Here is a 25,326-nt window from a genome sequence, read left to right on the forward strand (position 1 = left end):
CCTCACGCGGCCTTGCGCGCGGGTGCGTCCGGCCGGGCCAGATGGTTGCCGATGCGCTTGTCGAAGCGTTGGATGTGGCCGGTCAGCCAGTCGCGGAACAGCGCCAGCAGATCGTCGCCGACCCGCGCCTCCCCGGCCGCGAAGCGCTGCTTCAGTTCGGCCACGCGCTTGCGCAGTGCGTCGTGCTGCGCCTTGTGCTGCACGAAGTCTGGATAGCCCGAGCGCTGCATCACCCGCTCCTCCTCTTCGAAATGCAGAACCGTATAGGCGACGAGCTGGTCGATGGCCGCCCCGATGGCCTGCGGCACTTCGCCGCCCCGGATGCGCCGCGCCGCCCGGTTGATCAGCGCGACCAGGATCATGTGGTCGTTGTCGATGTCCTCCTGGCCGACGGCCAGCGTGTCGTTCCAGGGCATGAAGACCTCCTCGCCGGCGGGGGCGAAGAGGGTGACCAACTCCGCGCTGTTGATCGCCTCCACATTGACCAGGAAGGCGTCGACCAGAGCGCGCAGGGACCCGGCCTGCTGCGCCAGGCTCTCCGCGGCGTCGAGCAGGCTGTTGGCGGCCTTCTCCGTCTCCAGGGCGGAGGCCGAAACCTCGTCGATGCTGGTGGAGACCTGCCGCGTGCCCTGGGCCGCCTCCCCGGCGCTGCGGGCGATCTCGCCGGTCGCCGCACCCTGCTGCTGGACCGCGGCGGCGATGGAGGTGCCGATCTCGTCGCTGCGGGCGATGATCCCGGCGATCTCGCGGATGGCGGTGACGGCACCGTGGGACGCCTGCTGCACCTCGCTGATCTGGGCGGCGATCTCCTCCGTCGCCTTGGCGGTCTGGCCGGCGAGGTTCTTCACTTCGCCCGCCACCACGGCGAAGCCCTTGCCCATCTCGCCGGCCCGCGCCGCCTCGATGGTGGCGTTGAGCGCCAGCAGGTTGGTCTGGCTGGCGATGCTGGTGATGAGGTCGGCGACCTCGTTGATCTTCTGAGCGGCGTGGCCCAGCCCGTCGATGCGCTCGCTGGCTTGGCGGGAGGCGGTCACCGCCTCCAGCGAGATGTGCGAGGAGGTGGCGACCTGGGTGCCGATCTCGGCAATGGCGCTGCTCAGCTCCTCGGCGGCGGCAGCGACGGTCTGCACGTTCACCGACGCCTGCTGCGACGCCCCGGCGACCGAGGCCGCCTCGCGCATGTTGCGGTCGGCGGTGTCGGACAGCGAGCGCGCCGTGTTCTCCAGCGCCTGCACCGCCTGTCCGACCGCACCGACCATGGCGGAAACCGTGGCGTCGAACCGCTCGGTCAGCCGTTCCAGGGCGCGGGCGCGCTGCCCGGTCACCCGGTGCTCCACCTGCTGGCGCTCCCAGTGGCGCTGCAGGTCGATCTGGTTGCTGCGGAAGATGTCCAGGGTGCGGGCCATGACGCCGATCTCGTCGCCGCGCTGCGTGCCGGACACCGTCACCGCCGTGTCGCCGCCGGCAAGAGTCTGCATCACTCCGGTCATGGCGTGCAGCGGGCCGACGATGGCCCGGCTGACCAGCAGGGCGATGCCCGTCGCCGCGAGGGCGATCAGCAGCCCCAGCCCGCCGAGGAACAGGGCGGCCTCGCGGAAGGCGGCGGCCACGTCGTCCACATAGATGCCCGAACCGATCAGCCAGCCCCAGGGTTCGAACCCGCGCACATAGGAGATCTTCGGCACCGGCTCCGCCTGGCCCGGCTTCGGCCACAGGTAATCGACGAAGCCGCCCTCCGCCGCGACGCCGACGCGGGTCATCTCGACGAACAGCAGCTTGCCGTTCGGATCGGCGGTGCGCGACTGGTCCTGCCCGTCCATCTCCGGGCGGATGGGGTGCATGATCATGCGCTGCGCGCGGTCGATGACGAAGAAATACTCCGAACCGGCGTAGCGCAGCCGGCGCAGCGCGTCCTTGGCCGCTGCCTGGGCGGCGTCGCGGGTCAGCGTGCCCTTGCGCTCCATCGCCTCGTAATGGGCGACGAGGCTGTGCGCGACCTCCACCACGCTGCGGGTCTTGTCCTGGCGGTCCTTCATCATCTCGGCGCGCAGGCCGAACAGGCTGACGGCGGAGATCAGCGCGAGGCCGACGGCCGCGACGCCCAGGATGACGGAGATCTTACCCTTGATGCTGATGCGCTCGAACACCTGACGTTCCTCCGGAATCTTCCTTATGTCCGGCACATCGGCGCCGGTCCCGGACGGAGCGGTGACCGTCCGGAAATTCTGCTAAATTTTTTGTTACTTTTGCTCCGGGGGCCTGATCGTCGTCAAGGCGGATCAACCCAGGGTGAGAAAACGTCGCGGGCCGCCGTCCAGAAGTTTGGAAGAGAAAGTTCGTGGGGCCGTGAAAAAGAAAGGGGAGGCCCGAAGGCCTCCCGCAGTTGCGTACCGGAAGGGTGGTTGCGCGTCGACGCCGTTCGTTTGCCGACGGCTTCAGAGCACGGTCAGCATGCTGGCGACCAGAGGGTGGCGGACGATGTCGGTGTCGCTCAGGCGGACGACGGCGATGCCCTCCACCGCCTCCAGCCGGCGCGCGATGTCGGCCAGGCCTGACAGGTTGTCCAAGAGATCCGTCTGGTCGGGGTCGCCGGTCAGGACCATGGTGGAGTGCCAACCCAGCCGGGTCAGCAGCATCTTGACCTGGGCGTAGGTGCAGTTCTGCGCCTCGTCGATCACCACGAAGGCGTTGTTCAGGGTGCGACCGCGCATGAAGCCGACGGGCGCGATCTCGATGGTGCCGTCGGCCATCAGGGCGCGCAGGCGCTTGGCGCCCAGCCGTTCGCTCAGCGCGTCGTAGAGCGGGCGCAGGAAGGGGGCCATCTTCTCGTGCATATCGCCCGGCAGATAGCCGATGCTCTCACCGGCCTCGATGGCCGGGCGGGACAGCACGATGCGGTCGACCTTGCCCTCCTCCAGCGCCTCCACCGCGGAGGAGATCGCCAGATAGGTTTTGCCGGTGCCGGCGGGGCCGAGCGCCACAACGAGGTTATGGTCCTTGATTGCCTCCAGCAGCCTCTTCTGGTTGGGGCTCTGGGGCTTGACCTTGCGGAGATAGCTCTGGTCGCGGCGGTCGGCGCCGCCCACGGGGTCCCAGCCGGCGGCGGGGAACAGTGGGTGGACCGTCGACTCGGACGCTGAAACGGCGCTGCCTTTGCTCTGGCGTCTGGCCATATCGCTCTCCTAACGTCACGTTGGTGGGCGGGCGGCTCCGGGCACAAAAAAACCTCCCGCAAGGGGGAGGTCGTCGATGTTGCTGTGCAACAGGGTGGCCGGAGTCTGGCTTGCCGGTGCGAGGCGTGCGTCCCGTCGGCTACGCCCGTGATGGGGTGCCGGCGACATTCGGACGCTCGTGAACGAAGCAGGATGCAAGCGGAACCTCTTCGTCAGAATAGGAACCTCACACCACAAACATAGGGCGAGCGACGGCGAACGTCAGGCGAAATTGCGGGCATCGCAAAAGATTCACACAAGATGTTGTGGGTGAGCCGCAGGTGGAGGCGCGACGGCGACGGACTACCGCCAGAGGCGGAGGGAACCCGCCATCGTCACGACCAAGATGGTGTGTTGAGGTCTTGCAAACCATCTTTGCGGGCGCTGTGGAGGGGGAAAGATGCCGCAGCGCGAAAAGGGCATATCCCTGCAAAACCCTTTGCCCGACGAATCCAGTTCCATTACCATACTTTGTAGTGAGACCTTCCGCTGACGCAACACATGGACCTCCAGCCCGGACGGGGACCCCCTGTTCCGGCCCAAGGCGCGTGTGTCCGGTGGTTGTCACTCCATCGGCGCTGGGAAAGGCTTGAACGGATGGGGCCTGCGCCGCTAGAACCCGGGTGGTTGACCCTTCCGCCCTGGTGCCTGGCCGATGGCCCCAGACATGCGGACGACACGGATTCGGCAGGAACACAAGCAGGATGGCAGCGGTGAGCAGCGCCAGGCAGGGTGCCGATCGGGACGGTCCGTTCCAGTTGCGGGGCAATTCCTTCACCATGATGGTGCTGAAGGTGAATGATCCGGCGTCGCCGGACTTTTTCACCCAACTCGCCGTCAAGGTTCGGCAGGCGCCCAATTTCTTCCGCAACGCCCCCGTCGTCCTCGATTTCGAGGAGCTGACGGAGGACACTCCGCGCTTCGACATCGCCGCCCTGGTGACCAACCTGCGCGCGCTCTACCTGCTGCCGGTCGGCTTCCGGGGCGGGCCGCGCGCGGTCCACGAGGGGCGCTCGCCGCCGGGCTGACCCCGATGCCCGCCGGGCGGGCCGCCAAGCTGGAGTCCGCAGCCCCCCCCGCCGCCGATCCGCAGGCCGGCGCCGCCCCCATTCCGGCTCCGCCGCCCGAGCCGGTCTACCGCCCGGCGCTGCTGGTGACCGAGCCGGTGCGCTCCGGTCAGCAGATCTACGCCGAGAAGACGGATCTGGTCATCACCGCCCCGGTGTCCCCCGGCGCGGAGGTGGTGGCCGACGGCAACATCCACGTCTACGGCGCTCTGCGCGGCCGGGCGCTGGCCGGCGTGTCCGGCGACACCAACGCGCGAATCTTCTGTCACAGCCTGGAAGCCGAGGTCGTCTCGGTGGCCGGACTGTACCGCGTCAGCGAGGATTTCGGGAACGACGTGCTGAAGAAGCCGGTGCAGATCTTCCTGCGCGACGGCTACCTTCACATGGAGCCCCAGTGATGACGCTTTTGAGCGCTTTCTGTCGAACGGCCCTCTGTGCGAGGACGGTGTCACGCAAAGCGTGCCCGGCACAGGCCCCGATCTGCGTAACCCGGTAACCGGACCTTGGCGGCAACATTTAGGAACGTGGGAGAAGCTCCGTTGGGCAAGATCATCGTCATGACTTCCGGCAAGGGCGGCGTCGGCAAGACGACCTCCTCCGCCGCTTTCGCGACCGGACTCGCCTTGCGCGGCTTCAAGACGGTCGTCATCGATTTCGACGTCGGGCTGCGCAACCTCGACCTCATCATGGGCTGCGAGCGGCGCGTGGTGTTCGACTTCATCAACGTGATCAACGGTGAAGCGAAGCTGAGCCAGGCGCTGATCAAGGACAAGCGCATCGACAACCTGTCGATCCTGCCGACCTCGCAGACCCGCGACAAGGACGCCCTGACCCGCGAAGGCGTGGAGAAGGTTCTGAACGAACTCTCCAAGGACTTCGACTACATCGTCTGCGACAGCCCGGCGGGCATCGAGCGGGGCGCGCTGATGGCGCTGTACTTCGCCGACCATGCGGTGATCGTGACCAACCCGGAAGTCTCCTCGGTCCGCGACAGCGACCGCATCCTCGGCGTGCTGGCCTCCCGCTCGCGCCGGGCGGAGCAGGGGCTGGAGCCGGTGACCCAGCAGCTTCTCCTCACCCGCTACGACCCGGAGCGGGTGGAGCGCGGCGAGATGCTGAAGGTCGACGACGTGCTAGAGATCCTGGCGATCCCGCTGCTCGGCGTGATCCCGGAGAGCCAGGCCGTGCTGCGCGCCTCCAACGTCGGCATGCCGGTCATCCTCGACGAGGCGTCCAACGCCGGCCAGGCCTATCTGGACTCGGTCTCCCGCTTCCTGGGCGAGGACGTCGAGCACCGTTTCGTCACGCCCCAGAAGAAGGGCCTGTTCAGCCGCCTCCTCCGGAGGTCCGCATGAGCATCTTCAGCTTTTTCCGCTCCGCCCCGCGCGCGTCGGCGGTCCAGGCCAAGGAGCGGCTCCAGATCGTCATGGCGCATGAGCGCGCCGGGCGGACCGGGCCGGACTATCTGCCGATGCTCCAGCAGGAGCTGCTGGCGGTCATCGCCAAGTACATCGACATCGACCAGAACAAGGTCGAGGTGAAGCTGGACCGCGGCGGCGACTGCTCGACGCTGGAGCTGAACATCGAGCTGCCGGCCCGCGAGGCGGCCGCCAAGGCGCTGAAGGAAAGCGCCAAGCTGGCGGTGGCCGGGAATCGTCCGGTCGCGGCCAAGGACGGCGACGAGTCCGATGCGGTCAAGCTGGCCGCCGGCGGCTCCCTGACCAACGGCGGCGTCAAGAAGCGCCGCTGAGCGTCCCGTGCGCCCGGAGAACCGATCCCGCCGCAGCCAGCCCGCTGCGGCGGGATTTTTCATGCCCTTCGGGACGCTTCCTGCGCGGTCATAGGCCGCAGTTCCCTGGCGGGCTGGACTTCCGTGCGGGTTTACCTCAGCCGTTCGAAGAGGTATCAACGGATTAGAGCCCGTCAGGGACCGGCCTTCGCGGGCCAAACCCTCACCGGGCCGTGTCGCGGCAGTGAGGGAGTGGCGGCCGATGTTCTTCGAATGCTCGCGGCTGATCGACGGCAACCAGCCGCGCCTGTCCAACGGCATCACCGTGACCGACGTCGACGGTGACGGGGCATTCGAAGTGGTGGTCACGGGCTACGCCACCAACAACCTCATCCTCAAATGGGACGGCTCCCGGCTGGTGGACATCGCCGGGCCGCTGCTCGCCGACGCCTCGGGTTGCGCGGTCGCCATCGCCGCCGCCGACGTGGACGGCGACGGGCGGGAGGAACTGTACGTTCTGAACTCCGACCGGGCGAGCGGACCGAAGGAGATGGGCGACCGGCTGTTCGCCTGCTTCGGCAAGCACTGGCTCGACCTGCTGGCCCAGCCGGAGAACGCCGGCATGGCGAACCGTGTCGCCGGGCGGTCGGTGGTCGCCATGGACCGGCATGGCCATGGCCGCTACGGCTTCGTCGTGGCGGCGGACGGCGGCCCCTTCCGCCTGTTCGAACTCAGCCGGCGCGGGCGGCTGGAGGACGCGGCGGAGGACGCGGGCATCGACCTGATCGGCGCCGGGCGCGGGCTGCTCGCCCTGCCGTTCCTGTCCGACCGCGTCGATTTGTTCGCCTGCAACGAGGGCGGGCCGAACTTCCTGTTCCGGAACCTGGGCGACGGCACCTACGAGGAGATCGCCGAGGAGCGGGGGGTCGCCGATTCGCGCTTTGCGGGGCGGGCGGTGGCCGCGGTGGACGGGCCGGGCTACGGCGGGTTCGGCCTGCTGGTCGGCGCCTGGGAGGGACCGCAGCGCCTGTTCGTCCAGCGCTCCGGCGGCGGCTTCGTGGACGAGGCCGATCCCGAAATGTCCTTTCCGGGCCGGGTGTCCAGCGTGATCGCCGCTGATTTCGACAACGACGGCTATGAAGAGCTGTTCTTCAACCTGCACGGCGAGCCCAACCGCCTGTTCGGCTGGCGCGATGAGCGCTGGCAGGCCATCGAAATCGGCGACGCGCTGGAACCCAAGGGGTTGGGGACCGGGGCCGCTGTGGCCGACATCGACGGCGACGGACGGCTGGAACTGCTGGTCGCTCATGGAAATGGGGTGGGCGGCGGGCATGGCGGCGGATCGCCGCAGCCCCTGTCGCTGTACCGAACGGCGGCGAACCACAACGGGTGGCTGCGCGTGCTGCCGTTGACCCCCTACGGCGCGCCGGCGCGCGGCGCCGTGGTCACCTGCATGGCCAATGGGCGTCGGCAGGTGCGGTCCGTCTGCGCGGGGTCGGGCTATCTCTGCCAGATGGAGCCGGTGGCCCATTTCGGGCTGGGCAGCGCCCGCGCGGTGGAGCGGCTGGAGGTGCGCTGGCCGGACGGCATGACGGCCATCGTCGAGAACCCGCCCATCGGCCGGCTGCTGACCGTTCCCTATCCGCCGGAGTGAGGCGACGCCACATTGTTGCGTCCAGTCAACGGTTGAGCGATGTCGGGCGGACGGTTGAGCTGAATCATATTTCCGTCCGGCAACAAATTTAATCTTTTGTATAACCTGCATGGTCTTTATTTTGCGGCGTCCGCCAGTGCCCGACGGGAACGCGCGGATGGGGAGATGTACGCCCTGTAACCGACCGCGAACCAATAAGGGGGCGCCGGGCTCTCGGCCCGCGACCGCAGGCACATGGCACACAGCGCTGTTCTCAGTCCCGGCCCCCGCGACCGGACGCTGACCGGGGTCGAGCGGTTCTTCGACGCCGACGAGGTCATCGTTTCCAAGACCGACCTGAAGGGCCGGATCACCTACGCCAACCGCGTGTTCCAGCGCGTGGCCGGCTACAGCGAGGCGGAGCTGATGGGCGCCCCGCATTCCATCGTCCGCCATCCGGACATGCCGCGTTGCGTGTTCAAACTGCTTTGGGACACGCTGGGGGCGGGACAGGAGATCTTCGCCTACGTCGTGAACCGGGCGCGCAACGGCGACCATTACTGGGTCTTCGCTCACGTCACCCCCAGCTACGACGTCAACGGTCGGCTCGTCGGCTACCACTCGTCGCGCCGGGTTCCGGACCGCGGTGCCATCGACAAGGTGGTGCCGCTCTACCGCACGCTTCTGGACATCGAAAACCGCCACGAAGACCGCAAGCAGGGCATGAACGAGGCCTTTGCCACCGTTGTCGGGCTGCTGACGGAGAAGGGGATCGGGTATGACGAATTCGTCTTCTCTCTCTAAGGCGTTCGCGCTGGGGGCGGTCGCCGCGCTGCTCGTCGCAGCGCTGTTGGTGACCGACTCGCTGGACGTCGGCGGTGCCCCGCTGCGCATCGGGATCGGGGCCGCGGCGCTGGCCGCGCTGGTCGGTGTCATGCTGTGCATGGTGCGCGCCCGCGTCGCGGTGGGGCAGGCGGTGGCCGTCTGTCAGGCGGTGTCGCGCGGCGATTTCGAGGCGCGGGTCGTCAATGTGCGGGAGAAGGGCGACCTCGGCGAGCTGATGCACGCCCTGAACGACTCGATCGACCGCACCGACGCCTTCATCCGCGAGGCCACCGCCTCGATGAGCTACGTGTCGGCCAACAAGTATTTCCGGCGGATCGTGCTGAAGGGCATGCAGGGCAACTTCCTGCACGCGTCGCGCACCATCAACACCGCCACCGACGCCATCGCCGTCAAGGTGAAGGGCTTCGCCGGGGTGACCGACCGCTTCGAGACGCAGATCCGCGCGGTCTGCGAACAGGTGTCCGGCACCGCCCACCAACTGGAGATGTCGGCCCGCACCATGGAGACCGACGCCCAGACCGCCACCGGCAAGGCGTCCTCGGTCGCCGCCGCCGCGTCGCAGACCGGCTCCTCGGTCGGCAGCGTCGCCGTGGCGACGGAGGAGCTGTCGGCGTCGATCCGGGAGATCGCCCGGCAGGTGGAGGAGGTCGCCAAGGTTGCCGCCAACGCGGCGGGCGAGGCCGAGCGCTCCAACGCGCTGATCGCCGAGCTGTCGGGGGCCGCCAAGACGGTGGGCGAGGTGGTCACTCTGATCAACGACATCGCCAGCCAGACCAATCTGCTGGCGCTCAACGCCACCATCGAGGCCGCCCGTGCGGGTGAGGCGGGCAAGGGCTTCGCCGTGGTGGCGCAGGAGGTCAAGCGGCTGGCCGACCAGACCGCCAAGGCCACTGGCGACATCGCCGGGCAGATCGCCGGCATCCAGTCCTCCACGGACGTGGCGGTGGCTTCCATCGTCGGCATCGGCCACACCATCCAGGACATCAACCAGATCGCTGGCGGCATCGCCGCGGGCATCGGGCAGCAGGGCTCGGCGATCCGCTCGATCGTCAGCAACATGGATCAGGCCGCCGCCGGCACCCGCGCCGTCACCGAGGACATCCAGGACGTCACCACCGCCGCCGAGCGCACCAGCGGCACCGCCCACGAGGTCTTCGCCGCGTCGGAGCGGATGAGTGTTCAAGCCGACCGGCTGACCCGTGAGGTGCAGCTTTTCTTGGACGAGATGCACAAGGTCGCCTGACACGATTTTGTGCAACCTGGGCTGTTTTGCCTGAAAGTTGCGCTTGCTCAAAAACCGGGCATTGATTAGCAGGCCGTCATTTGCTTGCATGCTAAGCAGCGTCGCAGCGGCGGGCAGGGTGTGTGCGACCTTTTGCCTCATTTTTTAGGAGAAACCGTTGCTTTTGTTGCGGCGCACGCGATGCGTCGGGTGTGGCGCAGCGAAGACGGTGCCGCGTGTGATTGTTCGGACTCCAATATGACGCCGAATTCATCACAATTTCGAAACTGACATCTCAAGAACGTTGAAGCCGAACCCGGAGCGCCGCCCGCAAACACAGGCGTTCCGCGGCTTTGCGCGTCCCGATGGTTCTGAAAAGGCGTTTGGCACAGCGTTTGATGGTTGGACGTCTAAAAAGATATCCCACCCAAACTCACAGAGGTGTTCGGGATGAGTGTGGCCGGAAACGAACTGTTCGAGCTTTCCCGAGGCGTCCTCGATGTCGCCTCCCGGAAGGTGTCTTTGATCGAAGACATCACCCGCCGCACCAAGATGCTGGCGATGAACGCCCTGATCGAGGCGTCGCGGGCCGGCGACGCCGGGCGCGGGTTCGCGGTGGTGGCGAACGAAGTCTCCGAGATTTCCAAGCAGGTGAACACCATCACCAAGGAGCTGCGGTCGGAGATCGTCTCGCGCGTCGATCACCTGACCACCACCGGCAGCGCCATGGTGCAGGAGATGCACGGGCGGCGTCTGGCCGATCTGTCGCTGAACATGATCGAGATCATCGATCGTAACCTGTACGAGCGGTCCTGCGATGTGCGCTGGTGGGCGACCGACAGCGCGGTGGTGGACTGCGCCGCCGACCCGACCGAGGTGAACCGCCAGCACGCCTCACACCGGCTGAGCGTCATCCTGGAATCCTACACCGTCTATCTCGACCTGTGGATTGCCGACCTGAAGGGGGAGGTGATCGCCACCGGCCGTCCCGGCCGCTACCCCGGCGCCCAGGGCGCCCGCGTGGGGGACGAGGGGTGGTTCCGCCAGGCGCTGGCCACGCGCAACGGCGGCGAGTTCACGGTGGGCGACGTGGCGCGCAACGGCCGTCTGGAGGACCGGGTGGTCGCCACCTACGCCACCGCGATCCGGCGCGGCGGCGAGGCGGACGGCGACCCGATCGGTGTGCTGGGCATCTTCTTCGATTGGGAACCGCAGGCCGCCGCCGTCGTCCAGGGCGTCCGGCTGGAGGACGAGGAACGCTCGCGTTCGCGCTGCCTTCTGCTGGACGCACGGCACCGGGTGATCGCCTCGTCCGACGGGCGCGGTATCCTCAGCGAGACCGTCCAACTCCGCCGCAGCGGTGAGAGCATGGGCCATTACGCCGACGCGGCCGGGCGCACCTACGGCTACGCCCTGACGCCGGGCTACGAGACCTACAAGGGACTGGGCTGGTACGGGGTGATCGTGCAGGACCCGGACCCGCGCCAGCAGCAGACGGGCGTCAATGGGGCCGGGCTTCACGGGTAAGGCTGGCATTCGCACCCTGCTCTGGTCATCGCGGCGGGTTTGCTTACACTTCGGGTCCGCCGCGTTGCTGGAGAGTTTCATGTCGTCCACTGCCCGCCGTCTTTACGTCCGCCGCGATACCTTCCCCATCGCGGGGACCTTCCGCATATCGCGCGGCGCCAAGACCGAGGCCGAGGTCGTGGTCGCCGAGGTGGTCGAATCCTGCAAGCGGGGGCGTGGGGAGTGCGTGCCCTACGCCCGCTACGGGGAGTCGCTGGACGAGACGGTCAAGACGCTGGAGTCCCTGGCCGGGGCGGTGGCGGATGGGCTGGACCGCGAGCGGCTGCGCACCCTCCTGCCGCCGGGGGCCGCGCGCAACGCGCTGGACTGCGCGCTGTGGGACCTGGAGGCCAAACAGGCGAGCAAACCGGCCTGGCGGCTCGCCGGCTTGCCCGACGCGCCGAAGAAGCTGACCACCTGCTACACGCTGAGCGTGGACGAACCCGCGGCGATGGCCGCCTCCGCCAAGGCGCGGGCGGCGGACCATCCGCTGCTGAAGATGAAGCTGACCGGGGAGGGCGACCTCGATCGCGTGCGCGCGGTGCGCGAGGCCGCCCCGGCCACCCGTCTGATCGTCGACGCCAACGAGGCCTGGACGCTGGAGATGCTCCACCGCTTCGCCCCGGTGCTGGCCGAACTGGGGGTGGAGTTGATCGAGCAGCCGCTGCCCGCCGGCGAGGACGAGGCGTTGCGCGGCATCGACTGCCCGGTGCCGCTGGGCGCCGACGAGTCCTGCCATGGGCTGGACTCGCTCGACCGGCTGAAGGGCATTTACCGGGTGGTGAACATCAAGCTGGACAAGACCGGTGGCCTGACCGAGGCGCTGCTGCTGAAGCAGGCGGCGCAGGAGGCCGGCTTCGACATCATGGTCGGCTGCATGGTCGCCACCTCGCTCGCCATGGCGCCGGCGGTCCTGCTGGCCCAGGGGGCGCGCTACGTCGATCTCGACGGGCCGCTGCTGCTGGCCGAGGACCGCACGCCGGCCCTGCATTACGACGGCGGCACGCTGTGCCCGCCGGCCCCCGAACTTTGGGGATGAGCGTCCCGGCCGGCAATCTGCTGGCGGGTCTGCCGTCTGGTTCCTTACCGGACGAGCTTTTCACGACATTGTCGGAAACGGCATCATCCGGGACGGTGCGCATCGAGCGCATCCTGTCCACCGGTCAGACATCGCCGGACGGCTTCTGGTACGATCAGGACTGGGACGAGTTCGTGCTCGTCGTCCAGGGCGGCGCCCGCTTGCAGCTTGAGGGCGAGGCGGAACGTGCGCTCGGCCCCGGCGATTGGGTGATGATCCCCGCCCGGCGGCGCCACCGCGTGGCTTGGACCGATCCCGACGCCCCGACCGTCTGGCTGGCCGTCCACATTGGCGAACCGGATGGAATGACTGAAGGAATGGACGAATGACCATCGACGTCGTGCATGCGCGCGCGGAGACTCCGGGGACCCGGCACGTCGCCCATTTCAACAACGCCGGGGCTGCCCTGGCGCCTCAGCCGGTGCTGGACGCCGTGACCGCGCATCTGACGTTGGAGGCCACCATCGGGGGCTACGAGGCGGCGGAGCGGGCCGACGACCGGCTGGAGGGCGTCTACGACTCCGTGGCCCGCCTGCTCGCCTGCTCGCGCGCGGAGGTGGCCCTGACGGAGAGCGCGACGGCGGCCTGGGGCATGGCCTTCAACGCGCTGGCCGCCTTGCCGGGGGAGGGCTTCCGGTCCGGCGACCGCATCCTGACGGCGCGCGCCGAATACGCCGCCAACCTGATCCCCTTCCTGCAAGCCTCCCGGCGTACCGGCGTGGTGGTCGAGGTGATCCCCAGCGACGAGACCGGCCAGACCTCCGTCGCGGCGCTGGAGGCGATGATCGGGGAGCCGGGGAAGGGGCCGGTTCGGCTGATCGCCATCACCCACATTCCGACCAACGGCGGGCTGGTCAACCCGGCGGCCGCCATTGGGCGGGTAGCGCGGCGGCACGGCATTCCCTATCTGCTCGACGCCTGCCAGACGGTCGGGCAGATGCCGGTGGACGTCGAGGCGCTGGGCTGCGACTTCCTGTCGGCGACCGGGCGCAAGTTCCTGCGCGCGCCGCGGGGCACCGGCTTCCTCTATGTCCGCAAGGAGTGGCTCGACCGCATCGAGCCGTACACGCTCGACCACAGCGGCGGCGCGCTGGCCGGGCCGGACCGCTACACCATGCGCCCCGACGCCCGCCGCTTCGAGCTGTGGGAGAGCAACACCGCCGCCCGGCTTGGTTTGGGGGTGGCGGTGGACTACGCGCTGTCCTGGGGGCTGGAGGCGATCCGCGACCGCGCCTTCGCGCTGGCGGACAGGCTGCGGCACGGTCTGGACGCGCTTCCCGGCGTGACGGTGCGCGATCTCGGGGCGGAACGCTGCGCCATCGTCACCTTCACGGTGGATGGCCATGACCCGCGGGCGATCAAGGCCGCTCTGCGCGGCCAGGGGATCAACCTGTCGGTGTCCTCCGCGCCCTCGACCCCCTTCGACATGGAGGCCCGCGGGCTGACCGAGGTCATCCGCGCCTCTCCCCATTATTACAACGACGAGGCGGAGGTGGAGCGGCTTCTGGCGGCGGTGAAAGCGCTGTAGGCTCTACAGCACCGACTCCACGACGTCGGCCACACCTTCCGCGTAGCGGTCCCAGGTCAGCCCGGCCAGGAAGGCGGCACCCGCCCGCCCGGTGGCCGCGGCGCGGTCGCGGTCGGCCCACAGCCCTTCCAGCGCCGCGACGATCTCCTCCACGTCGCTTTCGCCCCAGCCCTCGGTGCCGAAGGAGGCCTGGACGGTGCCCTGCCGGGTCAGCGGGACGCAGCGGTCCGCCCCGATCAGGTCGAGATGCCCGGTGTTGGCCGACAGGATGGCGGGCACGCCGCAGGCCATCGCTTCCATGGCGACGAGGTTGGTCCCGCCCTCGCCGCGGTTGGGGAACAGGCCGACATCGACCTCGCGCAGGATGCGGGCCATGTCGGTGTTGGGCACCGGGCCGAGGTCCATCACCTGATCGGCGCGCAACCCGTTGGCGACCGCCCAGCCCGCCCCGTCGAACTGCCCGTCCTCGTGGAAGCACACCGGCGCCACGGCGGGGTTGGCCTCCATCGAGCGGGCGCTTTCCGGCCAGGGGTTGTGCCACGCCGTCAGCAGCAGCGCCTCCGGATGGCGCTCGGCGAAGGCGCGGAAGCCGAGCAGGGCGAGGTCCTGCCCCTTGCGGAACTCTGGCTTGCCGCCGGAGAAGACCACGAAGCGGTCCTTGAACCAGCCGATCTTGGGCGCTGGGTGGAAGTGCGTGGGATCGACGCCTTGCAGCACCGTCCGCACTGGCCCGATGCCGGCGCCGGTCAGCACCCGCTCGACGAAGCTGGACCCGGCGACGATGGCCGAGCATTGCTTCGCCCGCGCCCGGCCCTCCGCGTCGATGGCGCTGTCTTCCAGATAGCAGACGCCGACGGTGGGCAGGCCTTGCAGGGTCACGCCCTCCACCGACCGGCTGCCGACGAGGTTGTTGCCGAGCCCGCGCAGCACCGGCACCGACACCTTGACCTCCTGCCCCCCATGGGGCGCGATCTGCTGGCAGAGCGCCTCGGACTCGCGGACGAAGCCGCTCATGCGCCGCCATTCCAGCGGGGACAGCGCGATGTCCTCCAACCGCAGCGGCAGTGAGCAGACCGGCACCAGCCGCCCGCTGCGCGTCCAGCTGAGCGCCAGTTGCAGCCCATTGACGCCCCAGCCGCTGTAGCTGGACAGTCCCCATTGGATGACGGCGGGCTGGGCGGTGGGCATGGTTCGTCCTTCAAGCTGATTTTCCCTCTCCCCTCCGGGGAGAGGGTGGCCCGGAGGGCCGGGTGAGGGGGGTGCGCTTTGCGGGAAGTCCCGCGAAAGCGCACTCCCCTCACCCTAACCCTCTCCCCGGAGGGGAGAGGGGAAAAAACAGAGGAGAGACAAGAAAATCAACCGTGCCGCGCGGTGGGGGAGACGTCGCCCATGGACTCCGACACCGGGGCGTAGGGTTCGTCCATCAGCCCCTCGACCTTGGCGGCCATGATGAAGTCGTTCTCGTGCAGGCCCTTGATCTTATGCGTCCAGAAAGTGACGGTGCAATGGCCCCAGCCGTAGAGGATCTCGGCGTGGTGACCTTCCGCTTCGCACAGATCGCCGACCCGCATCGCGAAGTGCTGCGCCTCGCGGAAGTTGGAGAATCGATAGTCGCGCTCCAGCCGGTCGGGGTCCGGCCTGATCGACCAGCCGGGCACTTGCACCAGATAATTTTCCGCCATCGCGCGATCCATTGGGGGGATGCCGCCGCGGCAGGGTTCGCAGCTCTTTCCCGCCAGCTCCTGTTGTGTCGCCATCTCGTGCCCTCCGGTGTTGTTGGTTCGGACTCCTCGTTTCGAACAATGCTGGGGCCGAAGCCTCGCGGCGGCAAGCCTCACGACCAGCAAGGGACGCGCGCATGACGGACCTGCCCTTCGCCGACTACCAGCAGCCCACGAAGACCGCCGCCGGGCCGCGCCTCGCCATCGTGGGGGAAGCGCCGGGGGCGGAGGAGGCCCGGCGGGGCGTTCCCTTCGTCGGGCGCAGCGGGCAGCTCCTCGACGAGACGCTGAAGGCGGCCGGGGTGGAGCGGGCGGAATGCCTCGTTGCCAACGTCTTCCGCTACCAGCCGCCGGGCAACAAGGTGGGGCATTTCTTCGCCTCCCGCACCCGTGCGAAGAAGGAGGGGCGGGCGCTGGATGAGCGCTGGGGGTCGTTCGGCACCTCCGACTGGGTGCTGGCGGACTTCTCCGGCGAGATCGATCATCTGCAGCGAACGCTGGAGGGCTTCGCCCCCCGTGTCATCGTCGCGCTGGGCCGCACGCCGCTGTGGGCGCTGACCGGGCTGAACGGGATCATGCAGCTGCGCGGCACGGTCCAGCCCTGCCGCCTCGTGCCGGGGGCGGAGGTGGTGGCGACCTTCCATCCCAGCTACATCCTGCGCGGCCAACTCGCCGAGCAGCCCACCTTCCTGGCCGACATCACGCTGGCCGCCTCACGACTGTCGGCCTAAGCGCCGTTACGCCCGCTCGGCGGCCTCCGCCAGACCGAGGAAGGCGGGAAGCTCGTGGGTGATGACGTAGGTCGGGATGGGGGCCAGGAAGTCGCGCATCCGGCCCTTCTCCATGAAGCGCTTGCGGAAGCGGGAGTGGGTGAACAGGGTGCCCAGCTTCGGCACGATGCCGCCCGCGATGTAGATGCCGCCGCGCGCGCCCAGCGTCAAGGCGAGGTTGCCCGCCACGGTGCCGAGCATCGCGCAGAACATCTCTACCGCCTCCACGCAATGTGGGTTGGTGTTGGCGGTCGCAGCATCCGACACCTGGGCCGGGGTGAAGGGTTCCGGCTCTTGGTGGTCGAGGACGCACAGCGCCTGATAGAGATTGACCAGCCCCGGCCCGGACAGCACCCGCTCCGCCGACACATGGTCGAAGCTCTTGCGGAGCTGGGCCAGGACGGCGCTCTCGCGGTCGCTGACTGGGGCCATGGTGACATGGCCGCCCTCCGCGGCCAGCGCGGTCCATCCCTCTGTACCGGGCACCAGCCCCGACACGCCCAGCCCGCTGCCCGGCCCGACCACGCCGACGACGCGGCCCGGCACCGGCGCTCCCTCGCCCACCTGACGGACGTCGGCGGCGGTGAGGCGGGGTACCGACAGGGCGACGGCGGTGAAGTCGTTGATGACGGCCAGCCGCTCCAGCCCCAGCTTGCCGCGCACCTCGGCCGTGGAGAAGGACCAACCGCGGTTGGTCATCAGCACCGCGTCGCCGGTCACCGGTCCGGCGATGGCGAAGGCGCCGCGGCTGGGCCGGGCGTCGTGCGCCACGCCGCCCAGATAGGCGAGCGCCGCCGCCTCCAGCGACGGGAAGTCGGCGCAGCGCAGCACGCGCGAACCGTGGATGCCCGTGCCGTCGATCAGGCCGAAGCGGGCGTTGGTGGCGCCGATGTCGGCGACCAGGGTGACGGGGCCGGAAACGGCGTTGCGGTCTGTGGTCATGGGATCAGTTTCACCCGTACGGCGCGCGCGTCAAGGCATCGACGTAGCTTTCCCGCCACCAGCCGATGTCGTGGCTGCGCAGGGTGCGCATCATCGCGGCGTGGCGCTCCTTGCGCTCGGGCAGCGACATGGTCAGGGCGCGCTGGAGGGCGTCGGCCACCGCCTCGATATCGAAGGGATTGACGATCAGCGCTGAATCGAGTTCCCGCGCGGCTCCAGCGAAGGTGGACAGCACCAGCACGCCGGGATCGTCGGCGTCCTGGCAGGCCACATACTCCTTGGCGACGAGGTTCATGCCGTCGCGCAGCGGAGTCACCAGCCCGACATGGGCGGTGCGGTAGAAGCCGGCCAGCACGCGCCGCCCGAAGCTCTTGTTCAGGTAACGGATCGGCACCCAGTCGAATTCGGCGAAGCGTCCGTTGATGCGGCCCGACAGCTCCGACAGCTCGCGCTTGATGGCGATGTATTCCGGCACGTCCTCCCGGCTCGGCGGCGCCACCTGGAGGAAAGAGACGCGGTTGCAATGCTCCGGATAGGCCGCCAGGAGCTGTTCGAAGGCCTGGAAGCGCTGCGGCAGGCCCTTCGAGTAGTCCAGCCGGTCCACCCCGATGATCAGCCGCCGCCCGACGAGGCTCTCCTTCAGCCGCTGAGTGTGTCGGGACCGGGCGGCGGTCTCGGCGATGCCCACCAGATTTTCGGTGTCGATGCTGATGGGGAAGGCGCGGGCCAGCAGCGTGCGGCCGAAAGCGTGGATCAGCATGCCGCCCTCGGGGCCGCGGTCCTCCACCTCGCCGTCCAGCTCCTGCCGGATGTAGTCGGCGAAGCTGCGCAGGTCGACCTGGGTGTGGAAGCCGACGAGGTCGTAGGCGCACAGCTCCCGGATCAGCTCCCGGTGGTTCGGCAGGGCCACCAGGATCTCCGGGGCCGGAAAAGGCGTGTGCAGGAAGAAGCCCATGCGCTGGGTGCAGCCGCGCTGGCGCAATTCCTCGCCGAAAGGGATCAGGTGGTAGTCATGGACCCACACCATGTCGTCGGGGCGCAGCAGCGGGACCAGCTTCTCCGCGAAATAGCCGTTGACCCGCTTGTAGCCTTCGCGCGTACGGCGGCTGACCTCGATCAGGCCGACGCGGTAGTGGAACAGCGGCCACAGGGTCTGGTTGGCGAAGCCGTTGTAGTATTCCTCGAAGTCGCGGCGGCTGAGGTCCAGCGTCGCGTAGGTCAGGCGCCCGACGTCGGTGCGCCGGGGTTCGCTCTGCGATTCCTCCTCGACCACCGTGCCGCTCCAGCCGAACCAGATGCCTCCGGTCTTTTTCAGCGCGGCCAGCACGGCCACGGCGAGGCCCCCGGCGGCCTGCTTGCCTTCGTCGATGGGGGCGACGCGGTTGGATACGACGACCAGTCTGCTCACGTGGGTGGTTCTCCGGTGCCGGACGGCCGCTTGAAAAGGCGGCCGAATCGCGTGTGGCGGGGCAGACCCCGGGACGCGCAGGGACAAAACGACCGTGTGGGGGGTTGGTTCCCTATCGGTCGAATGGGTTATGCCGAAGGACCGGGGTGGGTTGGCGGGCGCGCCGCCAGCCCCAGATTGTGCGGGAGCAGGGCCGGGATTCTGTGTGCAATGCAGCATAAACGGCTGTTTGCGCCGCGTCGAAGCTTTGTCTTAACTTTGGTTAAACCATTGAATGACATGCAAAAACATTTTCCCTCTTGATCCCTGAACGGGACGTCATCATATTGTGCAGTGCGGCATCGATCGTGTCTGCGACGCGGGCGGTGCCGTAACGCACTTCTTGGGCGTTTCCTCCCTAGACTCGGGCCGGGGCCTTTGCCCCGGCCTTTTTTTGTGCGCGGCCCGGCGCGACGGGCTGGTCAGCGCGGGGCAAGGGGGGTGGGTGGCAGGTGGGCGATGTTGTCCACCATCTCATGCATGTGCCGGGTCAGGACGGTCAGGAAGGGCAAACGCGACAGCGTGGCCTCGTCCATGTAGAGGTCGCGGCTGATTTCGATCTGGAGCACATGGACACCCTGGCGCGGGCGTCCGTAATGGCGGGTGGTGTAGCCGCCGGCGTAGGGCGCGTTGCGGCTGACCGTGTAACCCAGACCGCGCAGGAACCGCTCCGCCGTCTCGGTGACCGCAGGGGCGCAGGAATTGCCGAAACAGTCCCCCAGCACGATGTCGCTGCGCCGGTTGTCACGGTCGCCCAGGCCGGGGGAGGGCATGGAATGGCAGTCGATCAGCACCGCGTGGCCGAAGCGGGCGCGGGTGTCCTCGATCAGTCGGCGCAGCGCGGCGTGGTAGGGGGTGTAGCACTGTTCCACCCGCCGCACCGCTTCGGAAAAGCGCAGCTTGCCGCGGTAGATGTCCTCGCCGTTGGCGACCACCCGCGCGATGGTGCCCAGCCCCGCGGCCACGCGCGGCGAGCGCGTGTTCACATAGGGCGGCAGGGGGTCGGCGAACATCTCCGGGTCCAGCTCGTAGGCTTCGCGGTTGACGTCCAGGAAGGCGCGGGGGAACAGCGCGCGGATCAGCGGTATGCCCAACGCCGGAGCGCCCGCGAAGATCTCGTCGACGAAGCAGTCCTCCGACTTGCGCAGTGCGCGCGGGTCGAGCCGCGCCGCTGCCAGGAACTCGGCCGGATAGCGGTTGCCGCTGTGCGGCGAGGCCAGCACCAGCGGCTTGGTCTGTTCGTCCGGGGCCAGAAGTTCGAAGGCCGGCTCCGGTGTGGCGGCGTCGACGGAAGCATCCATGGCACTGTGATGTAGTGGACCCGGACGGCTCTGTCACGCACCGTCCCGCTCACGCCCCAACAGATGTGAGGCGCCTGCCGTCCCGCCGGCGGAAAAAATGGCCGCGTTCGTCGTTGGGCCGCAAAAAAGTGAAATCCAGGCTTGCCAGACCTCCGGGATGATGGTACACCCCACGCCCACGCCGGACGGGACGCAAGACGGATGCCGAACCCCGAACCGACCGGCGACACGGATGGGCGCGTAGCTCAGCGGGAGAGCACTACGTTGACATCGTAGGGGTCACAGGTTCAATCCCTGTCGCGCCCACCATCCTCGAAGGCCGGAACCCAGACGGGTTTCCGGCCTTCGCCATATCTGGGCTTTGCCATCCGACTGGTGTCGGCCCTCGCCCCGGTGGGCAAGGGCCTTGCGGCGTCGTGCGTCAGGCCGCGCTGCGGTTCGCCGCCGCGCCGCGCACCAGGGCTTCCAGATCGCGGTCCAACGCCGGCTGATCGGCCTCCGGCACGCAGAACTTCACGTGCAGTTGTCGCGGCTCGCAGGCGTTTACCGTGAAGGGCACGGGGCGGGACAGGCCGGGCGCACGCAGGGTGCCGGGGGTGCCCACGGTCATCATCGGCGCGTCCATGATCATCGCGCCGCCGGACGAGAGATTGGCGATCCGCGCCTTGCTGCCCGTGCCGGCACCGGCGCCGTCGATGGTGCAGGGCAGGTCGATCGGGAAGCGCGTGTTGCGACGGCGGTCGACGTCGCTGGTCGCGGTGCGGACCACGCGCACCAGGATGCTCTGCAGGTCGTCGATGCTCCGCGCCACGTCCCCGGCGACGGCGCGCATGCCGCCGGCCCGCTCGCCGGTCTGGTTGGCCTCCTCGGACACCAGCGCGATGCGGCTGGACACCTCTTGCGCGGCGTGGCTGGTCTCGTTGACCGTGCGGGCAATCTCCTGGGTGGCGGCGTCCTGCTCCTCGACCGCGGCGGCGATGGAGGAGGAGATGTCGGAGACCTGGTCGATGGTCGCGGCAACCTCGCCCACCCGGTCCACGGCCTGCTTGGTGACCGACTGCACATCGGTGATCAGCGTGGCGATCTCCTCGGTGGAGCGGGCGGTCTGGCTGGCGAGGTTCTTGACCTCCTGCGCCACCACCGCGAAGCCCTTTCCGGCATCCCCGGCTCGGGCCGCCTCGATGGTGGCGTTCAGCGCCAGCAGGTTCGTCCGGCTGGCGATGTCGCCGATCAGGCGGGCAACCGCGCCGATGCGCTCCACCGCCTCCCACAGATGGCCGATGATCGCGCTGGCGGAACCGGCCTTCTCCACGGCTTGTCCGGTCACCGATGCCGATGCGGTCACCTGCCGTCCGATCTCGCGGATCGAGGCCGACAGCTCGTTGGCCGCCGCAGCGACGGTCTGGGCGTTGGACAGCGCCTGGCTTGCCGAGGCGGCGACATTCTGGGCGTTGTCGCTGACCATTCCGGCGGAAGCGGCCATCGCTTCGGCGTTGCTGGCCATCTGCCCGGCGTGCCGGGCCACCTGCTCCACGGCGGCGCGGGTTTCGCGCTCCACCGTGTCGGCCATGGTGGCCAGGGCTTGGCGCCGCTCTTCTTCCCCGGCCGCGCGGGCATGTTCCTGTTCGGCGCGCAGGCGTTCGTTCTCCAGGCCGGCTTCGCGGAAGACGCGCACGGCATCGGCCATCTGGCCGATCTCGTCGCCGCGCCCCTCGAATCCGACCTCCGCCCGCAGGTTGCCGGCGGCCATGTCGGTCATGGTAAGCCGCATCCGGTCAATCGGCCCGACCACGGCCCGGCGCAGGAAGACGATGGAGGCGGCGATCAGAAGGAGCGTGACCGTGGCCGTCGTGATCAGCAGGGTCTTCAGCGTGGCGGTGGAGGATTCGATGTTGGTGACCGCCGCGTCGAGGCCGTTCAGCCGATCCCCGCGCACCTTCTCCATGGTGGAGAGGAGCCGCTCCATCTCCTTGTCCATGCCTTCGGCCGCGGCGTCGAATTGCCCCATCATGGCGTTCCCCGCCGATGGGCCGCCGTCGACGTAGGCGCGGGACATGCGCTGGCCCAGCTCATAGAAGGGCGGGAAGGCGGCCTGGGTGGCGGCGATGCTCCGCACCATCTCCGTCAGCCCCAGCGCCCGCGCGATGGCATGGGCCGCCTCGGCGTGCTGGGCGAAGCCCTTCGCGTGCTCGTCCGCCTTCGCCGGCCCGTCATCCAGCCCATCCAGCCCGCGCGTCGCAGACACGTCGGTCAACCACTGCTGCACCTGAGCCACGTCGTAACGGATGTTGGCGATCAGCTCGCTCAGCGGCACCACTTTGCCGCTCACCTCGTCCGCGGTCTGGCGGACGTGGAGCAGGTGACGCTCCTGACGCGATGTTTCGGTCCCGACAGAGAATGTTGCGACCGCCATGACGATAAAAACAAACACCGAGACCAGCGTTGTCTTTCGTTTGATGGTCATGGCGTGCAAGAAATTCATGACAATGCTCCATTCCATATATTTCTGCTGCGGACTTGCCGCCATCAGATGTTCCGGCCGGACAATTCATCCAATCGAGCCTGGAATCAAGTTTTCCGTTGTTCCTATTACGGATTAATGGCGGGTGTTTGCCTTATGAAAAAGGTTTGTTTCCTGTATGAAAAGGGTTCGTACGATGATCAGACGTTCGTGGGCGGGAGTTTGTTCGGAAAAAGGTTGTGAGCGGACGGTGGTTTTGTTTGTAATCAAATATCTTTGTTTTGTTTCCTGTGGGGCGTGATTGTGTGTCCTGGTTCTGGTCATTTTATTGCGGGGTTGCAAAGAAAAGGCCCTCCCCCGCGAACGGGGAAGGGCCTCCGGAAAAGGGCCTGCGGTGCGTGCCGGGGGGCGTGTCGGCTCAGCCGGCGGCTTTTGCCTTGGCCTCGATGCGGCGGCGGTGCAGCACCGGCTCGGTGTAGCCGTTCGGCTGCTCGCGGCCCTTGAAGACGAGGTCGCAGGCGGCCTGGAAGGCGACGCTGCCGTCGAAGTCGGCGGCCATCGGGCGGTAGAGCGGATCGCCGGCGTTCTGCTTGTCCACCACGGCGGCCATGCGCTTCATCGTCTCCATGACCTGCGCCTCGGTGGTGATGCCGTGGAGCAGCCAGTTGGCGATGTGCTGGCTGGAGATGCGCAGGGTGGCGCGGTCCTCCATCAGCCCGACATTGTTGATGTCCGGCACCTTGGAGCAGCCGACGCCCTGGTCGATCCAGCGCACGACGTAGCCGAGGATGCCCTGGGCGTTGTTGTCCAGCTCCTGCTGGATCTCCTCTTCCGACCAATTGGGGCGGTCGGCCAGCGGGATGGTCAGGATGGCGTCCAGGCTGGCGCGCTCGCGCCGGGCCAGCTCCTCCTGGCGGGCGGCGACGTTGACCTGATGGTAGTGCAGGGCGTGCAGCGTGGCGGCGGTGGGTGAGGGCACCCAGGCGGTGTTGGCGCCGGCCTGCGGGTGGGCGACCTTGGCGGCCAGCATGTCGGCCATGCGGTCGGGCATCGCCCACATGCCCTTGCCGATCTGGGCGTGGCCCTTGAGCCCGCAGAGCAGGCCGGTGTCCACGTTCCAGTCCTCATAGGCCTTGATCCAGGCGGACGACTTCATGTCGTTCTTGCGGATCATCGGGCCGGCTTCCATGGCCGTGTGCATCTCGTCGCCGGTGCGGTCGAGGAAGCCGGTGTTGATGAACACCACGCGCGCCGCCGCGGCGCGGATGCACTCCTTGAGGTTCACCGTGGTGCGGCGCTCCTCGTCCATGATGCCCATCTTCAGCGTGTTGCGCGCGATGCCCAGCGCGTCCTCGACGCGGGCGAACAGCTCGTCCGCGAAGGCGACCTCCTCCGGCCCGTGCATCTTCGGCTTCACGATGTAGACCGAGCCGGCGCGGCTGTTGAGGCGGGCGCCCTTGACGTCGTGCAGCGCGATCAGCGAGGTGATCATGCCGTCGAGGATGCCCTCCGGCGCCTCGCTGCCGTCGTTGAGCAGGACCGCGCTGTTGGTCATCAGGTGACCGACGTTGCGGATCAGCATCAGGCTGCGGCCCGGCAGGGTGATCGTCTCGCCGTTGCGGCTGGTGTAGCTTCGGTCGGGGTTCAGCCGGCGCTCCACCGTGCCGCTGCCCTTGGGGAAGCTGGCGGTCAGGCTGCCGGTCATCAGGCCCAGCCAGTTGCGGTAGGCCAGCACCTTGTCCTCGGCATCCACGGCGGCGACGGAATCCTCGCAGTCCTGGATGGTGGTCAGGGCGGATTCGAGCACGAGGTCGGCGACGCCCGCCGCGTCGGTCTTGCCGATCGGGTGGCTGCGGTCGATGCGGATTTCCATGTGCAGGCCGTTGTCGGCCAGCAGGATGGCGGTCGGGGCGGACGGCGCGCCGTTGTAGCCGACCAGACGCTCCGGCTCGGCCAGACCCGTGCTGCGGCCGTCCTTCAGCGCGACGACGAGGCGGCCGTTGTCCACCGTGTAGCCGGCGGCGTCGGCGTGCGACCCGTCGGACAGCGGCGCGGCGCGGTCCAGCACGTCGCGGGCGAAGGCGATGACCTTCTCGCCGCGCTTCGGGTTGTAGCCGGCGGTGCGCTCCGCCCCGTCCGTGTCGGGGATGGCATCGGTGCCGTAGAGCGCGTCGTACAGGCTGCCCCAGCGGGCGTTGGCGGCGTTCAGTGCGTAGCGGGCGTTCATCACCGGCACGACGAGCTGCGGGCCGGCGGTCGTGGAGATTTCCGGATCGACGTTCTCGGTCGTCACGGCGAAGTCCGGGCCTTCCGGCAGGAGATAGCCGATTTCCTTGAGGAATTCGGTGTGGGCGGCGCGGTCCAGCGGCTGGCCGCGGCGGCTGCGGTACCACTCGTCGATCTGGGCCTGGAGCGCGTCCCGCTTGGCCAGCAGCGCGCGGTTGCGCGGGGCCAGATCGTGGAGGATTGCGTCAAGGCCCGACCAGAATTGCTCCGGCGTCACGCCGGTGCCCGGCAGGGCTTCGTTCTCGATGAAGCGGTGAAGCTCCGTGGCAACTTGCAAGCCGCCAACCTGAATGCGTTCCGTCACCATTGCTGCTCTTTCCTTCCGAAGTCGTAGACACCGCGGTTTTTCGGTTTGTCGTTCTTTGGCTGACGTTTTTTTCACCGCAATCCCGCTCCGGCGCGGTCCGTTCGGTCCGGTGTCCGGCGCGGGATTCGCGCGACAAGGTACACATTCGCGGCGTCGCGGTCTTCCCCCGAATTGCCGCGCCGCGGCGGTTGCGCGGGGAACTCCCCCAAA

General features: G+C 68.3%; 21 protein-coding genes and 1 tRNA gene. 13 read left to right on the top strand and 9 right to left on the bottom strand.

Annotated elements, in window-relative coordinates; genetic code table 11:
* Nucleotides 1-2: 2 nt before the first annotated feature.
* Both ACWPXE_RS18815 and ACWPXE_RS18820 read right to left on the bottom strand, forming a co-directional pair.
* Nucleotides 3-2,147, bottom strand: a complete 2,145-nt coding sequence (locus ACWPXE_RS18815) for a bacteriohemerythrin (protein ID WP_454018996.1) — start codon at nt 2,145-2,147, stop codon at nt 3-5.
* Nucleotides 2,148-2,435: 288 nt separating this feature from the next.
* On the bottom strand, nt 2,436-3,173 hold the full coding sequence (locus tag ACWPXE_RS18820) for a PhoH family protein (RefSeq protein WP_454018997.1): 738 nt from the start codon (nt 3,171-3,173) through the stop codon (nt 2,436-2,438).
* A 752-nt stretch (nt 3,174-3,925) separates the two neighbouring features.
* On the opposite strand from ACWPXE_RS18820, the gene ACWPXE_RS18825 reads away from it, so the two are divergent.
* The 11 genes from ACWPXE_RS18825 to ACWPXE_RS18875 all read left to right on the top strand — a co-directional run bounded on the left by ACWPXE_RS18825 (nt 3,926) and on the right by ACWPXE_RS18875 (nt 13,881).
* On the top strand, nt 3,926-4,240 hold the full coding sequence (locus ACWPXE_RS18825; protein WP_454018998.1) for a hypothetical protein: 315 nt from the start codon (nt 3,926-3,928) through the stop codon (nt 4,238-4,240).
* A 5-nt stretch (nt 4,241-4,245) separates the two neighbouring features.
* Nucleotides 4,246-4,677, top strand: coding sequence for a septum site-determining protein MinC (gene minC / locus ACWPXE_RS18830; protein ID WP_454018999.1), 432 nt, complete (start codon nt 4,246-4,248; stop codon nt 4,675-4,677).
* 141 nt (nt 4,678-4,818) lie between these two features.
* Nucleotides 4,819-5,634 carry a septum site-determining protein MinD gene (minD, locus tag ACWPXE_RS18835; protein WP_014239738.1) on the top strand — a complete coding sequence of 272 codons (816 nt, stop codon included), beginning with the start codon at nt 4,819-4,821 and terminating at the stop codon, nt 5,632-5,634.
* Entirely contained in the window at nt 5,631-6,029 is a 399-nt protein-coding gene (minE, locus tag ACWPXE_RS18840; RefSeq protein ID WP_454019000.1) for a cell division topological specificity factor MinE, read from the top strand. Before minD ends, minE begins: the two co-directional genes overlap by 4 nt.
* Nucleotides 6,030-6,270: 241 nt before the next feature.
* Nucleotides 6,271-7,662 carry a CRTAC1 family protein gene (locus tag ACWPXE_RS18845; RefSeq protein WP_454019001.1) on the top strand — a complete coding sequence of 464 codons (1,392 nt, stop codon included), beginning with the start codon at nt 6,271-6,273 and terminating at the stop codon, nt 7,660-7,662.
* A 234-nt stretch (nt 7,663-7,896) separates the two neighbouring features.
* Complete coding sequence (locus ACWPXE_RS18850) at nt 7,897-8,445, top strand: PAS domain-containing protein (protein ID WP_094305923.1); 549 nt, start codon at nt 7,897-7,899, stop codon at nt 8,443-8,445.
* Nucleotides 8,420-9,730 (top strand): methyl-accepting chemotaxis protein, encoded by a 1,311-nt coding sequence (locus ACWPXE_RS18855; RefSeq protein ID WP_454019002.1) that lies wholly within the window; start codon nt 8,420-8,422, stop codon nt 9,728-9,730. Before ACWPXE_RS18850 ends, ACWPXE_RS18855 begins: the two co-directional genes overlap by 26 nt.
* Before the next feature lie 429 nt (nt 9,731-10,159).
* Nucleotides 10,160-11,236, top strand: coding sequence for a methyl-accepting chemotaxis protein (locus ACWPXE_RS18860; RefSeq protein ID WP_454019003.1), 1,077 nt, complete (start codon nt 10,160-10,162; stop codon nt 11,234-11,236).
* A gap of 79 nt (nt 11,237-11,315) precedes the next feature.
* Nucleotides 11,316-12,314 carry an N-acetyl-D-Glu racemase DgcA gene (gene dgcA, locus ACWPXE_RS18865; protein WP_454019004.1) on the top strand — a complete coding sequence of 333 codons (999 nt, stop codon included), beginning with the start codon at nt 11,316-11,318 and terminating at the stop codon, nt 12,312-12,314.
* On the top strand, nt 12,311-12,682 hold the full coding sequence (locus ACWPXE_RS18870) for a cupin domain-containing protein (RefSeq protein ID WP_454019005.1): 372 nt from the start codon (nt 12,311-12,313) through the stop codon (nt 12,680-12,682). Before dgcA ends, ACWPXE_RS18870 begins: the two co-directional genes overlap by 4 nt.
* Nucleotides 12,679-13,881 carry an aminotransferase class V-fold PLP-dependent enzyme gene (locus ACWPXE_RS18875; RefSeq protein WP_454019006.1) on the top strand — a complete coding sequence of 401 codons (1,203 nt, stop codon included), beginning with the start codon at nt 12,679-12,681 and terminating at the stop codon, nt 13,879-13,881. Before ACWPXE_RS18870 ends, ACWPXE_RS18875 begins: the two co-directional genes overlap by 4 nt.
* Before the next feature lie 3 nt (nt 13,882-13,884).
* Here ACWPXE_RS18875 and ACWPXE_RS18880 read toward each other — a convergent pair whose 3' ends face one another.
* Entirely contained in the window at nt 13,885-15,069 is a 1,185-nt protein-coding gene (locus ACWPXE_RS18880; protein ID WP_454019007.1) for a glycosyltransferase family 4 protein, read from the bottom strand.
* A 167-nt stretch (nt 15,070-15,236) separates the two neighbouring features.
* The gene (locus ACWPXE_RS18885) at nt 15,237-15,638 is read right to left on the bottom strand and encodes a 4a-hydroxytetrahydrobiopterin dehydratase (RefSeq protein WP_376996338.1); all 402 of its coding nucleotides are present in this window, start codon (nt 15,636-15,638) and stop codon (nt 15,237-15,239) included.
* A 101-nt stretch (nt 15,639-15,739) separates the two neighbouring features.
* On the opposite strand from ACWPXE_RS18885, the gene ACWPXE_RS18890 reads away from it, so the two are divergent.
* Nucleotides 15,740-16,333: a uracil-DNA glycosylase gene (locus ACWPXE_RS18890; RefSeq protein ID WP_454019008.1), complete on the top strand. Its 594-nt coding sequence runs from the start codon at nt 15,740-15,742 to the stop codon at nt 16,331-16,333.
* A 6-nt stretch (nt 16,334-16,339) separates the two neighbouring features.
* Here ACWPXE_RS18890 and glk read toward each other — a convergent pair whose 3' ends face one another.
* The 3 genes from glk to ACWPXE_RS18905 all read right to left on the bottom strand — a co-directional run bounded on the left by glk (nt 16,340) and on the right by ACWPXE_RS18905 (nt 20,062).
* The gene (gene glk / locus ACWPXE_RS18895) at nt 16,340-17,314 is read right to left on the bottom strand and encodes a glucokinase (protein WP_454019009.1); all 975 of its coding nucleotides are present in this window, start codon (nt 17,312-17,314) and stop codon (nt 16,340-16,342) included.
* Between the two features lie 10 nt (nt 17,315-17,324).
* Nucleotides 17,325-18,722, bottom strand: a complete 1,398-nt coding sequence (gene otsA, locus ACWPXE_RS18900; protein WP_237904055.1) for an alpha,alpha-trehalose-phosphate synthase (UDP-forming) — start codon at nt 18,720-18,722, stop codon at nt 17,325-17,327.
* Nucleotides 18,723-19,183: 461 nt separating this feature from the next.
* On the bottom strand, nt 19,184-20,062 hold the full coding sequence (locus tag ACWPXE_RS18905; protein WP_454019010.1) for an N-formylglutamate amidohydrolase: 879 nt from the start codon (nt 20,060-20,062) through the stop codon (nt 19,184-19,186).
* Nucleotides 20,063-20,296: 234 nt separating this feature from the next.
* Between ACWPXE_RS18905 and ACWPXE_RS18910 the strand changes: the two genes are divergently transcribed.
* Nucleotides 20,297-20,371 (top strand) — tRNA-Val (locus ACWPXE_RS18910).
* 112 nt (nt 20,372-20,483) lie between these two features.
* On the opposite strand, the gene ACWPXE_RS18915 is transcribed toward ACWPXE_RS18910, so the two are convergent.
* Nucleotides 20,484-22,391, bottom strand: coding sequence for a methyl-accepting chemotaxis protein (locus ACWPXE_RS18915; protein WP_454019011.1), 1,908 nt, complete (start codon nt 22,389-22,391; stop codon nt 20,484-20,486).
* A 550-nt stretch (nt 22,392-22,941) separates the two neighbouring features.
* The gene (locus tag ACWPXE_RS18920; protein WP_449226843.1) at nt 22,942-25,113 is read right to left on the bottom strand and encodes a malate synthase G; all 2,172 of its coding nucleotides are present in this window, start codon (nt 25,111-25,113) and stop codon (nt 22,942-22,944) included.
* Nucleotides 25,114-25,326: the final 213 nt, after the last annotated feature.

Source organism: Azospirillum sp. Marseille-Q6669 (genome assembly GCF_965111635.1).

Coding starts and splice junctions, on each gene's coding strand:
- ACWPXE_RS18820 (WP_454018997.1), bottom strand. CDS start 3,173: ATGGCCAGACGCCAGAGCAAAGGCAGCGCCGTTTCAGCGTCCGAGTCG.
- minC (WP_454018999.1), top strand. CDS start 4,246: ATGCCCGCCGGGCGGGCCGCCAAGCTGGAGTCCGCAGCCCCCCCCGCC.
- minE (WP_454019000.1), top strand. CDS start 5,631: ATGAGCATCTTCAGCTTTTTCCGCTCCGCCCCGCGCGCGTCGGCGGTC.
- ACWPXE_RS18845 (WP_454019001.1), top strand. CDS start 6,271: ATGTTCTTCGAATGCTCGCGGCTGATCGACGGCAACCAGCCGCGCCTG.
- ACWPXE_RS18850 (WP_094305923.1), top strand. CDS start 7,897: ATGGCACACAGCGCTGTTCTCAGTCCCGGCCCCCGCGACCGGACGCTG.
- ACWPXE_RS18855 (WP_454019002.1), top strand. CDS start 8,420: ATGACGAATTCGTCTTCTCTCTCTAAGGCGTTCGCGCTGGGGGCGGTC.
- ACWPXE_RS18860 (WP_454019003.1), top strand. CDS start 10,160: ATGAGTGTGGCCGGAAACGAACTGTTCGAGCTTTCCCGAGGCGTCCTC.
- dgcA (WP_454019004.1), top strand. CDS start 11,316: ATGTCGTCCACTGCCCGCCGTCTTTACGTCCGCCGCGATACCTTCCCC.
- ACWPXE_RS18870 (WP_454019005.1), top strand. CDS start 12,311: ATGAGCGTCCCGGCCGGCAATCTGCTGGCGGGTCTGCCGTCTGGTTCC.
- ACWPXE_RS18875 (WP_454019006.1), top strand. CDS start 12,679: ATGACCATCGACGTCGTGCATGCGCGCGCGGAGACTCCGGGGACCCGG.
- ACWPXE_RS18880 (WP_454019007.1), bottom strand. CDS start 15,069: ATGCCCACCGCCCAGCCCGCCGTCATCCAATGGGGACTGTCCAGCTAC.
- ACWPXE_RS18885 (WP_376996338.1), bottom strand. CDS start 15,638: ATGGCGACACAACAGGAGCTGGCGGGAAAGAGCTGCGAACCCTGCCGC.
- ACWPXE_RS18890 (WP_454019008.1), top strand. CDS start 15,740: ATGACGGACCTGCCCTTCGCCGACTACCAGCAGCCCACGAAGACCGCC.
- glk (WP_454019009.1), bottom strand. CDS start 17,314: ATGACCACAGACCGCAACGCCGTTTCCGGCCCCGTCACCCTGGTCGCC.
- ACWPXE_RS18905 (WP_454019010.1), bottom strand. CDS start 20,062: ATGGATGCTTCCGTCGACGCCGCCACACCGGAGCCGGCCTTCGAACTT.